General features: G+C 72.3%; 10 protein-coding genes. 7 read left to right on the plus strand and 3 right to left on the minus strand.

Annotated elements, in window-relative coordinates; genetic code table 11:
• The first annotated feature begins 84 nt into the window (after window positions 1-84).
• Window positions 85-2,160, plus strand: a complete 2,076-nt coding sequence (locus MTP10_RS09790; RefSeq protein ID WP_310708737.1) for a VanW family protein — start codon at window positions 85-87, stop codon at window positions 2,158-2,160.
• A 16-nt stretch (window positions 2,161-2,176) separates the two neighbouring features.
• On the opposite strand, the gene MTP10_RS09795 is transcribed toward MTP10_RS09790, so the two are convergent.
• On the minus strand, window positions 2,177-3,268 hold the full coding sequence (locus MTP10_RS09795) for a PQQ-dependent sugar dehydrogenase (protein ID WP_397334439.1): 1,092 nt from the start codon (window positions 3,266-3,268) through the stop codon (window positions 2,177-2,179).
• 38 nt (window positions 3,269-3,306) lie between these two features.
• On the opposite strand from MTP10_RS09795, the gene MTP10_RS09800 reads away from it, so the two are divergent.
• From MTP10_RS09800 to ilvC, 5 genes are all read left to right on the plus strand, one after another.
• The gene (locus MTP10_RS09800) at window positions 3,307-4,227 is read left to right on the plus strand and encodes a 2-hydroxyacid dehydrogenase (RefSeq protein ID WP_310708739.1); all 921 of its coding nucleotides are present in this window, start codon (window positions 3,307-3,309) and stop codon (window positions 4,225-4,227) included.
• A 177-nt stretch (window positions 4,228-4,404) separates the two neighbouring features.
• Window positions 4,405-7,077 (plus strand): EAL domain-containing protein, encoded by a 2,673-nt coding sequence (locus MTP10_RS09805; protein WP_310708740.1) that lies wholly within the window; start codon window positions 4,405-4,407, stop codon window positions 7,075-7,077.
• 170 nt (window positions 7,078-7,247) lie between these two features.
• The gene (locus MTP10_RS09810; RefSeq protein ID WP_310708741.1) at window positions 7,248-9,023 is read left to right on the plus strand and encodes an acetolactate synthase large subunit; all 1,776 of its coding nucleotides are present in this window, start codon (window positions 7,248-7,250) and stop codon (window positions 9,021-9,023) included.
• 78 nt (window positions 9,024-9,101) lie between these two features.
• On the plus strand, window positions 9,102-9,626 hold the full coding sequence (gene ilvN / locus MTP10_RS09815; RefSeq protein WP_310708742.1) for an acetolactate synthase small subunit: 525 nt from the start codon (window positions 9,102-9,104) through the stop codon (window positions 9,624-9,626).
• A 23-nt stretch (window positions 9,627-9,649) separates the two neighbouring features.
• Window positions 9,650-10,633, plus strand: coding sequence for a ketol-acid reductoisomerase (gene ilvC, locus MTP10_RS09820; RefSeq protein WP_310708880.1), 984 nt, complete (start codon window positions 9,650-9,652; stop codon window positions 10,631-10,633).
• 44 nt (window positions 10,634-10,677) lie between these two features.
• Here the strand turns inward: ilvC and MTP10_RS09825 are convergent, their stop codons facing one another.
• Window positions 10,678-11,616: an adenosine deaminase gene (locus MTP10_RS09825; protein ID WP_310708743.1), complete on the minus strand. Its 939-nt coding sequence runs from the start codon at window positions 11,614-11,616 to the stop codon at window positions 10,678-10,680.
• Window positions 11,617-11,723: 107 nt separating this feature from the next.
• On the opposite strand from MTP10_RS09825, the gene MTP10_RS09830 reads away from it, so the two are divergent.
• Window positions 11,724-12,890, plus strand: a complete 1,167-nt coding sequence (locus MTP10_RS09830; protein WP_310708744.1) for a PucR family transcriptional regulator ligand-binding domain-containing protein — start codon at window positions 11,724-11,726, stop codon at window positions 12,888-12,890.
• On the opposite strand, the gene MTP10_RS09835 is transcribed toward MTP10_RS09830, so the two are convergent.
• Window positions 12,843-14,039 carry an amidohydrolase family protein gene (locus MTP10_RS09835; RefSeq protein ID WP_310708745.1) on the minus strand — a complete coding sequence of 399 codons (1,197 nt, stop codon included), beginning with the start codon at window positions 14,037-14,039 and terminating at the stop codon, window positions 12,843-12,845. The two genes, MTP10_RS09830 and MTP10_RS09835, sit on opposite strands and share 48 nt — an antisense overlap.
• Between the last annotated feature and the right edge of the window lie 156 nt (window positions 14,040-14,195).

A 14,195-nucleotide genomic window follows, 5' to 3' on the forward strand; every position in this document is an offset into this window, starting at 1 on the left:
GTAGCCGTATTCCGCGACATATCCCCATGCTCGTGCCTTACTGTTGCCTGAAGATGTGGCTGCGGAGCGGGAGGAGATTGAGGCGTGCGTAACGCCGGGCCGATCGACTCGCCGACCGATCCCTTCTCCTCGGTGCCCCTGCCCAGTTCGGGCACCACGAGCAGGAAACCGCGGATCGAGGGCCTGCCCCCCGGGGTGTCCCGGGACATCTTCGGCCCCACCGGACCGCCCGTGCCGCCGGAGCCCCGCACCGCGCCGGCCCCCGGACCTGGCGGCCCCGCGAACGGCTCGCCGGACGGCGCCCCCAATGGCGACGGCACCCCCGGCGGCAAGAGCGCGCTGCCTCCGATGGCGGCCCCCGTGCAGCCGTGGCCGGTGAGCCGTACCCGGGTGGACCCGCCGCGCGGCCCCGTCTTCGGCATGCCCGAGCTGCCGGAACAGCCCGAGCGGCCACCCTCCCTCCTCGACCCCGAGCCGCCCCGCCGCGGCCGCCTGCTGCCCGCCCTCCTGCTGGTCGTCGTGGCGCTGGCCGTGCTCGCGTACCTGGTGCCCGCCGTGCTGATGTCGGGCTCCGTCTTACGCGGCACCCGCGTCGGCGGCGTGGACATCGGCGGCCTGACCGTCACCCAGGCGGCCGACAGGCTCCGCGACCGGCTGGCCGTCAAGCTCAACAAGCCCGTCACCGTGGACATCGGCGGCCAGAAGGAGATCATCCAGGCCGACGAGGCCGGGCTGGAGCTCGACGTGGTCGGCACGATCGGCCAGGCGCGCAGCGGCTTCCCCAGCCCCGTCGACGTGTGGCGGGGCCTGACCGGGACCGTCGACCTGGAGCCGAAGGTCACCATCGACGTCGCCCAGCTCACCCGGACCGTCGAGGGGCTCGCCGAGAGCCACGACAAGGTGCCGCGCGAGGGCCGGGTCACCTTCGACGGGCTGCGGCCGGTCGCGACGGAGCCGCGCGACGGCGTGCTCCTCGACCGGGACGACGCGGTCCGCGCCATCGACGCCGCCTTCCGCGCCGGCCGCGAGCTGGCCCCCCTCACCCTGCGGCCCGCCAAGCCCGAGAGCACGCCCGAGACCGTCGCCAAGGCCAAGGCCCTGGCCGAGCAGGCCGTCGCGGCCCCCATCACCCTCGCCCTGAACGGCAGGCAGGCCCAGATCCCACCCGCGATGATCGCCGCCAACCTCACCTTCGCCGTCGGCGAGGACTCCGAGGACGGCGAGCTGACCCCCCGCTTCGACGCCGAGAAGGCCCTCGCCACCGTGGAGAGCGGCCTCATCGACGAGGCGCAGGCGCCCCGCGACGCCACCTACGACATCGTGAACGGCAAGCCCGTCCTCGTCCCGGCCCGCACCGGCAGGGGAGTGGACCCCGACCGCCTCGCCGCCGACGTGGCCCGGGTCGTCGCCGGACAGGGCAGCCGCGTCGTCCCGGTGAAGCTCGCCACGGTCAAGCCCGAGGTGGCGACGAGCCAGGTGAGCGGCCTCGGCATCAAGGAGAACGTCGGCGAGTTCACCACCACGTTCGAGTGCTGCCAGCCCCGGGCCACCAACATCCAGCGGATGGCCGCCCAGCTCGACGGCCGCGTGGTCCGGCCGGGCCAGACGTTCTCGCTGAACGACGCCACGGGGGAGCGCACCCGCGAGGGCGGCTACGTGGAGGCGGGGCAGATCGTCGGCGGCCGGCTCGTCAACATCGTCGGCGGCGGCGTCTCCCAGTTCGCCACGACCCTCTACAACGCGGCGTACTTCGCCGGGTTCGAGGACGTCGAGCGCACGCCGATGGACTACTACGCCGTGCGGTACCCCGCCGGCCGCGACGCGGCGCTGCTCTACCCGGACCGGGACCTGAAGTGGCGCAACGACTCCGACCACGGGGTGCTCATCAAGGCCGCCACCACGGGCACGTCCGTCACGGTCACGCTGTGGAGCACCCGGCGCTACGACAAGATCCAGGCGATCGAGTCGGAGAAGCGGGACTTCACCCCGTTCCGCATCCAGACCAGCAGCGACCCGGCGTGCGTGCCGGCCGCCGGCGTGCAGGGCTTCACCGTCGACGTCACGCGGGTGTTCTTCAAGGACGGCAAAGAGGTCAAGCGCGACCGCAAGCAGACCACCAAGTACCGCCCCCAGGCCCAGGTGATCTGCGCCGCCGAGTGACGGGACCCGCCCGGCTCTACGGGATGCGGAGCGGCACCGACAGGATGCGGTCGTCGCCCCGCCGGGGCGAGCCGCGCCCGTCCTTGTTGCTGGTCGACACCCACAGCCCTCCACCGGGGGCCGCCGCCACCCCGCGCAGCCGGCCGTACCTGTCCGTGAAGCGGGCCACCGGCCGCCCCACCGAGCCGTCGGCGCCCAGCGGCACCTGCCAGAGCCGCTGCCCGCGCAGCGCGCCCATCCACAGCGACCCGCCGGCGTAGGCGAGGCCCGACGGCGAGGCGTCGGAGGTGGGCCAGACCAGCACCGGATTGGTGAAGCGCGGGTCGTCGCCGCGGCCCTCCACCTCCGGCCAGCCGTAGTTGGCGCCCGGCTTGATGAGGTTGAGCTCGTCCCAGGTGTTCTGCCCGAACTCCGAGGCGTACAGACGGCCCGAGGGTTCCCAGGCGAGGCCCTGCACGTTGCGGTGGCCGAGGCTGTACACGAGCGTGCCGAACGGGTTGCCCGGCGCGGGCGCGCCGTCCGTGGTCATGCGCAGGATCTTGCCGCCGAGGGAGTCGCGCCGCTGGGCGAGGCCGCGGTCGCCGGTCTCTCCCGTGGTGGCGTACAGGTAGCCGTCGGGGCCGAACGCGAGCCGGCCGCCGTTGTGGATGGCGCCCTTCGGGATGCCCTGGACGATCACCTTCGGCTCACTCAGCCGGCCGCCGGCGAAGCCGTAGCGGACGATCCGGTTGTCCTCGGCCGCGGTGTAGTACAGGAACACCTGCTCGCCCTTCACCGCCACACCCATCAGCCCGCCCTCGCCGTCGGGCTCCACGCCCCGCACGGTGGCCACCTCGGTGACGCGGCCCTGCGGCGTGACCCGCACCAGCCGCGCCGAGTCCCGCTCGGTGACCAGGGCGTCGCCGCCCGGCAGGAACGCCATCCCCCACGGCACCGCCAGGTCGCGGGCGACCGTGCGCGGCTCGCCCGGCACGGCCGCGCCGCCCGGCGGAGAGGCGGCCCCCGGCGGCGCCGCCACGCCGGACTCCGCCGCCCCGCCCGTGCCCGAGCAGGCTCCTACGGCCGCCGCCAGGCCCGCCACCAGAAGGATCTTCCTGAGCTTCCTCATGTGGTTCATACTTCCCCCCGGGTCGTAAGGTTCTCGGCATGAGGATCTGGGTTCCTTCCGACGCGGTGGCCGATGTCCTGTCCGACCTGCCCGGCGTGGAGTGCGCCGTGTTCGACGGCTCGGGACCGCTGCCGGAGGGCGTCGAGGAGGTCGAGGTCTGGATCCCGCCCCTCGTCACGGTGGCCGACGTGCCGGGGATCCTGGCGCGGATGACGTCCCTGCGCCTGCTGCAGACGGTGACCGCCGGCGTGGAGCCGTACCGGCCGCACGTGCCGGAGGGTGCGGTGCTGTGCAACGCGCGCGGCGTCCACGACGCGGGCACGGCCGAGTGGGCGGTCGGCGCGATGATCGCGGTGCTGCGGGAGTTCCCCGGGTTCGTGGACGCGCAGCGGCGCGGCGAGTGGACCTACCACCACACGGGCGTGCTGGCCGACGCTACCGTGCTGATCGTCGGCTACGGCTCCATCGGCGCCGCCCTGGAGCGGCGCCTCGACGGCTTCGAGGTGGACGTCGTCCGCGTGGCCCGCACTGCCCGCGACGGCGCCCGGGGCAGGGTCCACGGCATGGACGAGCTGCCCGCGCTGCTCCCCGAGGCGGACGTGGTCGTCCTGCTCGTGCCCGCCACCCCTGACACGGCGGGCATGGTCGACCCGGCGTTCCTGGCCCGGATGAAGGACGGCGCCGTGCTGGTCAACGCGGCCCGCGGCGGGGTCGTCGACACCGGCGCGCTGGTGGCCGAGCTGAAGACCGGGCGGCTGCGCGCCGCGCTGGACGTGACCGCGCCGGAGCCGCTGCCCGCCGGCCATCCCCTGTGGAGCGCTCCCGGCGTGCTGATCACCCCGCACGTCGCGGGCAGCACCCCCGCCTCCGGGCGGCGGCTGCTGCGCCTGCTCCGCTCCCAGCTCCTGCGTCATCTCGCAGGTGAGCCCCTCAACAACGTCATCACCGACGCGTACTGAGAGGAATCCGGAAAGTGGCTGCACCGTGACCTTCGGTGCGTACGGTTGCTTCTACCTAAGATTCCTGACTCACTGTCAAGTAAGTTCTCGGAGCAGATTGGTCCGCGCGGTTATCAGATCGGTGACGACATCGGCGTTGTCACCACCCGGGCCCGCGCGAGCGCACACACTGGCGATGTGGCCGGCGGCCTTCGGCGGTCACTGAGCGAGTTCGAGACGGGATGGGCGACGACTGTGATCCGCTGGCGTGATCCACGTGCACCGCTGACCGCCGCCGCGGCGACCGGTGCCGCTGGTTTCGCGGCTGCGCTCCTTGCGGGCGGTCCGGCCTCGGTGACCGGCGCGGTCGCCGGTGTCCTCGCGGCGCTGCTCGCCGCCGTCTCCCTGCTCACCACCTCGGCACGGCTGAACGACCACCGCCTCGCGGCGACGGGCACCCGCTGGATGGGCGGCGGCGCCGTCGTCTGGGCCGGGGGCGTGGCCCTGCGTCCGGTCGCCGAGAACACCGGCCTCATGGTGAGCTTCGCGGACCTGCTGGTCCTGCTCGGCACCGTCCTGCTGGCCGGCGGCGCGCTCATCGCGAGCGGCCGCTCCCTGCCGGGGACCGTCGTGTTACGGCTCGTCACGGACTCCTACCTGTGCGCCGTCTCGCTGTTCCTGATCGGCTGGGTGGTCGCCCTGCGCAGGGTGTACGAGCAGGCCGATCCCGCGACGTTCACCTTCACCATGCTCCCCCCGATGCTGGCGCTGCTCGTGACCTGCGCCGCGGTGCCGTCGGCGTGCAGGGGCCGGTCGGCGCCGCTGGCGGCGGCCGGGGTGGGGGTGCTGGCCACGACCACGATCGCCGGGATCGCCGAGGCCGTCGCCCGGCTGACCGACGCCGCGCCGCCCCTGTGGAGCGTCATGCCGGCGCCCATGGCGTTCCTGCTGCTGGCCGCCGTGCCCTGGGCCGCGCGCGAGCAGGACCCGCCGCCCGCCGGCGCGTCCTTCGGCAACGTGATCGCGCTCGTGCCGCTCGTGCTCGTCGGCGTGGCCACCTGCACGCTGCTCGCCCACCTGGCGGGCGTGCGCCAGCTCGCGCCCGTGACCGGCGTCGTGGTGCTCGCCGGCTCCGCCGTCCTGCTGCTGCTCTTCCGCGTGTTCGTGCTGTCGGGCGCCAACGGCCGGCTGCGCCGCCTGGCCGCCCTCGGCGACCGCCAGCTGCGCGAGCTGGCCGAGAGCACCGGCGACGTGGTGCTGGTCTGCGACTACGAGGGCATCGTGCGGGAGATCGGCGCCGGCGTCGAGGTCACCTACGGTTACCGCCCCGACGAGCTGGTGGGCGGCACGATCTTCGAGTACATCCACCCCGAGGACGTCCCCGGCATCCAGGCGGCGCTGCGCGCCATGGGCCTCGACGACGACGGCGCGAGCCCCGGCGCCTGCCTCATCGCCTGCCGGGTACGGGCCGCCGACGGCACCTGGCGGCCCACCGAGTCGGTCGCCACCCGCCACGTGGGCGGCGAGGACCTGCTGCTCGTCACCACCCGCGACGTGAGCGACGAGGAGGCCCTGCGCAACCAGGTCGCGCACCTGACCTTCCACGACGGCGTCACCGGGCTGCCCAACCGCGCCTACTTCGAGGAGCGCACCCGGGAGGTGCTCTCCGGGCGCGCCGGCCAGGTCGCGGTCATCTTCCTCGACCTCGACGGGTTCACCTCGGTCAACGACTCCGTGGGCCACGCCAGCGGCGACTACCTGCTCGGTCAGGCCGCCCGGCGGCTGCGCGGCGCCGTACGGCCCGACGACACGCTCGCCCGGTGGGGCGGCGACGAGTTCGCGGTGCTCGTGGAGACCGGGGGAGAGGCGCAGCTCGCCGTCGACCTGGCCGAGCGGCTGCTGCGGGAGGTCTCCCAGGAGCCGTTCCGGGTGGCCGACCGCGACGTGGCGCTGACCGCCAGCGTGGGCGTCGCCTTCGCCGAGGACGAGATGCCCTCCGGCGACCTGATCCGCAACGCCGACGTGGCGATGGCGCGGGCCAAGGAGCTGGGCGGGCGCCGGGTCGAGGTGTTCGCCGCGCAGATGCACACCGACGTGGTGCGCCGGCTGGAGCTGGCCGCCGACCTTCAGCGGGCGCTCATCGAGCAGCAGTTCGCGATCGAGTACCAGCCGGTCGTCGACCTCGCCACCTCCCGCGTGACCGCCGTCGAGGCGCTGGTGCGCTGGTGGCGCGGCTCGGTGTTCGTGCCGCCCGAGCAGTTCCTCGGCCCCGCCGAGGACACCGGGCTGATCGTGCCGCTCAGCGAGTGGATCCTGCGCGAGGCGTGCCGCGAGGTGGCCGCCTGGCGGGCCTCCTCCTGGGACATCGGCCTGTCGGTCAACCTGTCGGCCCGGCAGATCACCGCGCCGCGCTTCGTGGAGACCGTCGAGGAGGCGCTGACCGAGAGCGGGCTGCCCGCCTCGGCGCTCACCCTCGAAGTCATCGAGGAGATGCTCGTCGAGGACGCCGACGAGACCATCCGGCGCCTGTCGGAGCTGCGCGCCCTCGGCGTGCGCCTGGCGATCGACGACTTCGGCACCGGGTACGCGTCGCTGGCGTTCCTCCGGCAGCTCCCGGTGGACATGATCAAGATCGACCCGTCCTTCGTGTCCGGCCTGGGCCGCGACGACACGCTCACCCTGCTCACCCGGACCATCGTCCGGCTCGGCCACGACCTCGGCCTCATCGTGGTGGCCGAGGGCATCGAGCGGCCGGAGCAGCTCGAACTGCTGCGTGAGATGGGCTGCACCCGTGGCCAGGGCTTCCTCGTGGCCAGGCCGATGGCCGCCCGCGGAGTGGACTCGCTGATGAGGACCAGTCTCACTGTTTGAGACACGCGTCCCATCAAGTTGACATGAACCCGCGATGGGCGGCTATGGTGAGGCCATGCTTCGCATGCAGATCCTCGTAGTACTTCGCCGGCGCGCAGGCCGTTAGCGAAGCACGACGACCTGCGCGCCGCCCCTTGGTCCCGCCTGACGGTGGGGCAGGGGCATTTTTTATGTCCTCAAGAGACAGCCACGCAAGGAACGAGCCGATGACCGAACGGATGACAGGTGCACAGGCCCTCGTCAGGGCTCTGGAGCACGTCGGAGTCGACACCGTGTTCGGGATCCCGGGCGGCGCCATCCTCCCGGCCTACGATCCCCTCTACGACTCGACCAAGGTCCGGCACGTGCTCGTACGGCACGAGCAGGGCGCCGGTCACGCCGCCGAGGGCTACGCCCAGGCGACCGGCCGCGTCGGCGTCTGCATGGCGACCAGCGGCCCCGGCGCCACCAACCTGGTGACCCCGCTGGCCGACGCCTACATGGACTCCGTGCCGATCGTGGCGATCACCGGGCAGGTGGCCAGCAAGGCGATCGGGACCGACGCCTTCCAGGAGGCCGACATCTCCGGCATCACGATGCCGATCACCAAGCACAACTTCCTGGTGACCGACCCGGCCGAGATCGGCCGCACGATCATGGAGGCGTTCCACATCGCCTCCACCGGCCGTCCCGGCCCCGTGCTGGTGGACATCTCCAAGGACGCCCTGCAGGCCGAGACCACGTTCTCGTGGCCGCCGGTCATGCAGCTGCCCGGCTACCGCCCCGTCACCCGTCCCCACTCCAAGCAGATCCGCGAGGCCGCCAAGCTGATCGCCGAGGCCCGGCGTCCGGTGCTGTACGTGGGCGGCGGCGTCCACAAGGCGGGGGCCGCGGCCGAGCTGCGCCGGCTGGCCGAGCTGACCGAGATCCCCGTGGTGACCACGCTGATGGCGCGCGGCACGTTCCCCGACAGCCACCCGCAGCACATGGGCATGCCCGGCATGCACGGCACCGTGGCCGCGGTGGGCGCGCTGCAGAAGTCGGACCTGATCATCGGCCTCGGTGTGCGCTTCGACGACCGGGTGACCGGCGACCTTGCGTCGTTCGCCCCCGACGCCAAGGTGGTCCACGCCGACATCGACCCGGCCGAGATCTCCAAGAACCGCCACGCCGACGTCCCGATCGTCGGCGACTGCAAGGAGGTCATCGGCGACCTCGTCGCCGCCATCGAGGCGTCCGGCCAGCAGGGCGACTACGCCGCCTGGTGGGCGCTGCTCAACGGCTACAAGAAGACCTACCCGCTGGGCTACGACGAGTACGAGGACGGCTCGCTGGCGCCGCAGTACGTCATCGAGCGGCTGAGCGCGATCGTCGGGCCCGACGCCTTCTACGTGGCGGGTGTCGGCCAGCACCAGATGTGGGCCTCGCAGTTCGTCCAGTACGAGAACCCGGGGACGTTCATCAACTCGGGCGGCGCCGGCACGATGGGCTTCGCCGTCCCGGCGGCGATGGGCGCCAAGATGGGCCGGCCCGACGCCACGGTGTGGGCCATCGACGGCGACGGCTGCTTCCAGATGACCAACCAGGAGCTGGCCACCTGCGCCCTGGAAGGCGTCCCGATCAAGATCGCCGTCATCAACAACGGCAACCTGGGCATGGTCCGCCAGTGGCAGACCCTGTTCTACGACAAGCGCTACTCCAACACCGACCTGCAGTCCGTCCGCCGCATCCCGGACTTCGTCAAGCTGGCGGAGGCCTATGGTTGTGTGGGGCTGCGGTGCGAGCGGCCCGAGGACGTCGATGCCATCATCGAGAAGGCCATGGAGATCAACGACGTGCCCGTCGTGATCGACTTCGTCGTCCACGCGGACGCGATGGTGTGGCCGATGGTGGCGGCCGGCACCAGCAACGACGACATCAAGATCGCCCGTGACATGGCGCCGACGTGGGAGAACGAGGATGAGTAGGAGCGAACCCGACGCACTGAGTGGAGTGGTCGCGACGCAGGAGCGCCCGCGGAGCGAAGGAGGAGCGGTGAGCGACCAATGAGCAGGCACACGTTGTCCGTGCTTGTGGAGAACAAGCCCGGTGTCCTGGCCAGGGTGTCGGCGCTGTTCAGCCGGCGGGGGTTCAACATCGACTCGCTGGCCGTCGGCCAGACGGAGCACGACGACATCTCCCGCATGACCATCGTGGTCAACGTGGAGGAGCTCCCGCTGGAGCAGGTCACCAAGCAGCTCAACAAGCTGGTGAACGTGCTCAAGATCGTCGAGCTCGACCCGGCCCAGTGCGTCCAGCGCGAGCTGATGCTGATCAAGGTCAAGGCCGACGCCGACAACCGCTCCTCCGTGCTGGAGCTCGTCCAGCTCTTCCGCGCCCGCTGCGTCGACGTGTCGGCCGACGCCGTGACCATCGAGGTCACCGGCACCACCGACAAGCTCGAGGCCTTCGTCAGGGTGCTTGAGCCGTTCGGCATCAAGGAGCTCGTCCAGTCGGGCATGGTGGCCATCGGCCGCGGAGCCCGTTCCATCACCGACCGGTCCCTCAGGGCACTGGACCGTACCGCCTGAAAGGTTTTATGCAAGTGACCGAGATCTTCTACGACGACCAGGCCGACCTCTCGATCATCCAGGGGCGTCATGTGGCCGTGCTGGGGTACGGCAGCCAGGGCCACGCCCACGCGCTCTCCCTGCGTGACTCGGGCGTCGACGTGCGCGTCGGCCTTCCCGAGGGCTCCAAGAGCCGCGAGAAGGCGGAGAACGACGGCCTGCGCGTCCTCACCCCGTCCGAGGCCGTCGAAGAGGCCAACCTGACGATGATCCTGGCGCCGGACCACATCCAGCGCCACCTGTACGCCGAGCACGTCGCGCCCAACCTCGTCGAGGGTGACGCGCTGTTCTTCGGCCACGGCCTGAACATCCGCTACGGCCTCATCGAGGCCCCCGAGGGCGTCGACGTGTGCATGGTGGCCCCCAAGGGCCCCGGCCACCTCGTGCGCCGCCAGTTCGAGGCGGGCCGCGGCGTGCCGTGTCTCGTCGCCGTCGAGAAGGACGCCTCCGGCAAGGCGCTCGACCTCGCCCTGTCGTACGCCAAGGGCATCGGCGGCACCCGCGCCGGCGCGCTGAAGACGACCTTCACCGAGGAGACCGAGACCGACCTGTTCGGCGAGCAGGCCGTGCTGTGCGGCGGCGTGTCCGAGCTGATCAAGGCGGGCTTCGAGACGCTGATCGAGGCCGGCTACCAGCCGGAGGTCGCCTACTTCGAGTGCCTGCACGAGATGAAGCTCATCGTCGACCTCATGTACGAGGGCGGCATCTCGAAGATGTACTGGTCGGTGTCCGACACCGCCGAGTACGGCGGCTACACCCGCGGCCCGCGCGTCATCACCGACGAGACCCGTCAGGAGATGCGCCGCATCCTCGGTGAGATCCAGGACGGCACGTTCGCCCGGCAGCTCGTCGAGGAGTTCGACGGCGGCCAGAAGGACTTCTCGCGCTACCGCGAGGAGCTGGCGGACAACCCGATCGAGAAGACGGGCGCCAAGCTGCGCCCGATGATGAGCTGGCTCAAGGCCTGACATCAGGGACGCCGGCGCGGGACGCACCCCGCGCCGGCGGGCTCTCAGGAGGCGGGGACGTCCACGGGGACGAACGACGCCTCGAAGGAGTTGCGGGCGATCCGGTCGAGCTGGTCGTCCGTCATGCCCAGCTCGTCACGCAGCGCCCGGTAGTTGTCCTCCACGTACCCGCCGAAGTAGGCCGGGTCGTCGGAGTTGACCGTCACCAGCAGTCCCTCGTCCAGCATCGCGGGCAGGATGTGGTCGCGCAGCGTGGGCACGACCCGCAGCCGCACGTTCGACAGCGGGCACACCGTGAGCGGGATCCGCTCCTCACGCAGCCGCGCCACCAGCTTCGGGTCCTCCATCGCGCGGATGCCGTGGTCGACGCGCTCGACCTTGAGGACGTCCAGCGCCTCCCACACGTAGTCGGGGCCGCCCTCCTCCCCGGCGTGCGCGACGCGCCGCAGCCCCTCGCCGGCGGCGATGTCGAACACGCGCCGGAACAGCGACGGCGGATGGCCCACCTCCGCCGAGTCCAGCCCCACGCCGATGAACCGCTCCCGGTACGGCAGCGCCGCGCGCAGCACGGTCTCGGCCTCCTCGGCGCCCCGGTCGCGCAGGAAGCACAGGATGAGGGCGGTGGACACGGGGCTTTCGTCGAACGCCGCGGCCAGCCCGGAGAAGACCGCCTCCAGCGGGACGCCGCGCGTCAGGTGCGCCTGCGGGTCGAAGAAGATCTCCGCGTGCCGTACGCCCTGCTGCTCGGCGCGGCGCAGGTAGGCGGCGGCGAGGTCGTGGAAGTCCTGGTCGGTGCGGAGCACCGCGAGGTTGTCGTAGTAGACGTCCAGGAACGACTGGAGGTCGGCGAAGTCGTACCGGGAGCGGATCTCCTCGGTGTCGAAGGTGGGCAGCTCGACGCCGTTGCGCCGGGCGAGCTCGACGACGAGCTCCGGCTCCAGGGTGCCTTCGATGTGCAGGTGGAGTTCCGCTTTGGGGCGCATGGGACCGAGTAAACCGGACCGGGGGCCGTCGCGGTATCGTGCGAACCTCTGAACTGTTGCCCCCTGACCTGGCATAACATCAAATTTCGGGAAATCGGGGGTGTTGCATGAGGCTGGCGGACCTGCTGGCGCGTGACGACATGAGCCTCACCGTCGTGACCGGCCACGACGCGCTCGACCGGGAGGTGCGGCGGGCCTACCCGACCGACCTCCCCGACCCGCGACGCTACCTGCGCTCCGGCGACCTCGTGCTCACCAGCGGCGTCTGGTACGGCGAGCCGTCCGACTGCGACACCTTCGCCGACGCGCTGTGGGCCTGCGACGTGGCGGGGCTGGTCGTGGGGCTGATCGTGCTCGGCGAGCTGCCCGAGGCGCTGGTACGGGCCTGCGAGCGGCGCGGGCTGCCGCTGCTGCTGGCCGCGCCGGACCAGTCGTTCGGGGCGATCACCGAGGCGGTCAGCGCGGAGGGGTTCGCCGCCGAGCAGCACAGGGCCGAGCGGGCCCGCGCGCAGACGCTGCTCGACGTGCTGGGGACGCAGCAGCTCGCGCCCGGTGAGGTCTCGGCCCACCTGCGGCTGCTGGGCGCCGACCCCGGGCTGCCGACCACGGCCATGGTGGTGAGCTCACGGGTCGCCGGACACGACCTGCCGGCCATGCTGCACGAGGGCCTGGCCAGGAAGGGGCGGCACCTGGTCGTCGGCGGGCGGCCGGACGAGGCGGTGGTGCTGGTCAACGGCCGCGCGACGCGCAAGAGCCTGACCGAGGAGCTGCGCGCCCTCGCCGCCGCGCGGCCCGGACTGCGGATCGCGGCCGGGATCAGCGAGGCGGCCACCAGCGTGTCCCAGCTCGGTGAGGCGCTGGAGACGGCGCGGCGCGGCATGGAGTCGGCGCTCGACGGCGAGGGACCCGTCTCGGTGATGTCCGTGGCCGACGTCGCGAGCTTCGACCTGCTGCTCGCGGGACTGCCCGGCGGGGTGCGGCGCACGTTCCGCGAGCACGTGCTCGGGCCGGTGGAGGAGTACGACGCGCGGCACGGCTCGGAGCTCATGCGCACGCTGGACGTGTTCCTGGAGACGTGCGGGTCGTGGCAGCGGGCCGCGGACGAGCTGTACGTGCACGTCAACACGTTGCGCTACCGGATGCAGCGGATCGAGGAGCTGACCGGGCGGCGCATGTCGTCGATGCGTGACCGCACGGACCTGTACCTGGCGCTCAGGTCCGTGACGTCACGGCCGAGGGCCGGGGAGGGCGCCCGCGACGAGCCGGCCCCGTGACACCACGGCCACGATGTTCTCGGTGGTCAGGTCCTCGATGCGCTCCCACGGGCGGCCGCGCAGCACGACCAGGTCGGCCCCCAGCCCCGGCGCGATCCGGCCGACCGGCGCGCCGATCGCGTCGGCCGCGTCGGAGGTGGCCGCGCGCAGCGCCGACTCGGCGTCCATGCCGAGCACCTCGGTCATCCGCACGACCTCGGCGAGCTGGTCGCCGAACTGCACATGGTGCCCGTTGGCGTCGGTGCCGAGCACGAACCGCACGCCGAGCCGGGCGGCCTCGGCGAGCAGCACGTCCCGCCTGGCCACCAGCTCGGCGGCCTTGGCCATGGCCTCGGGCGTCACCGGGACGCGGCCGGCGGCGATGGCCTCGTTGATCAGCAGCGTGGGCGCGACCGGGGTGCGGCGCGCGGCCAGCGTCTCGGCCAGGTCGCGGCTCATCAGCGTGCCGTGCTCGATCGAGTCGACGCCCTCCTCGGCTGCGACGCGGATGCCGTCCTCGGAGTGCGCGTGCGAGGCGACGAGCATGCCGAGCGCGTGCGCCTCGTCGACGACGGCCCGGATCTCCTCGCGCGTGTAGTTGCGCCAGGCGTTCTTGTCGCCGATCGACAGCACGCCGCCGCTGGTGGTGAGCTTGATGCCGTCCATCCCGGCCCGCGCCCAGGTGCGTACGAGCTTGCGGCACTCGTCGGGACCGTCGGCCGTGGGCTTGCGCTGCGGGAACGCCGGGGGCACGAACAGGTCGTTGTGGCCGGCCGTCATGCCGACGACGCCGTGGACCTGGACGCGCGGGCCGGGCAGCACGCCGGTGTCGAACGCGCGGCGCAGCGCGATCTGCGCCTCGTCGCCGGCCAGGTCGCGCAGCGTCGTGACGCCGTTGCGCATGGCCCGCTGGGCGTGGGCGGCGCCGTGCAGCACCTGCTCGTCGCGGGTGGTGACGAGCGGCCAGGTCGCGAAGTCGGGCGGCGGCCGGTGCGGGCCCGCGTACCCGACGAGGTGGACGTGCGTGTCGACCAGGCCCGGGATGACGCACAGGTCGTCGTGCCGCTGAGCGGCGGGCCGTACCTCGCCGATGCGGTCGGGCTCCCAGTCGATGTCCACCGGGCCGCGCGCCTCGGTGCCGTCCCAGAGCAGGATTCCGTCAAGTCTCATTCTCGTCCCAGCCTCATCTCCTCGCCGACGCTACCGGAGCCCTTCAGCGGCTGGAGGGATCTACGGACCTGCCCGGACGCTCTCGTAGGGACCTACAGGGCACGGCACCGGGCGCGGAGCGGTTTCCCCTGCGTGCACGGCCGGAGCGGTCCGTAG

Source organism: Nonomuraea sp. 3-1Str (assembly GCF_031570565.1).
Classification (GTDB): domain Bacteria; phylum Actinomycetota; class Actinomycetes; order Streptosporangiales; family Streptosporangiaceae; genus Nonomuraea.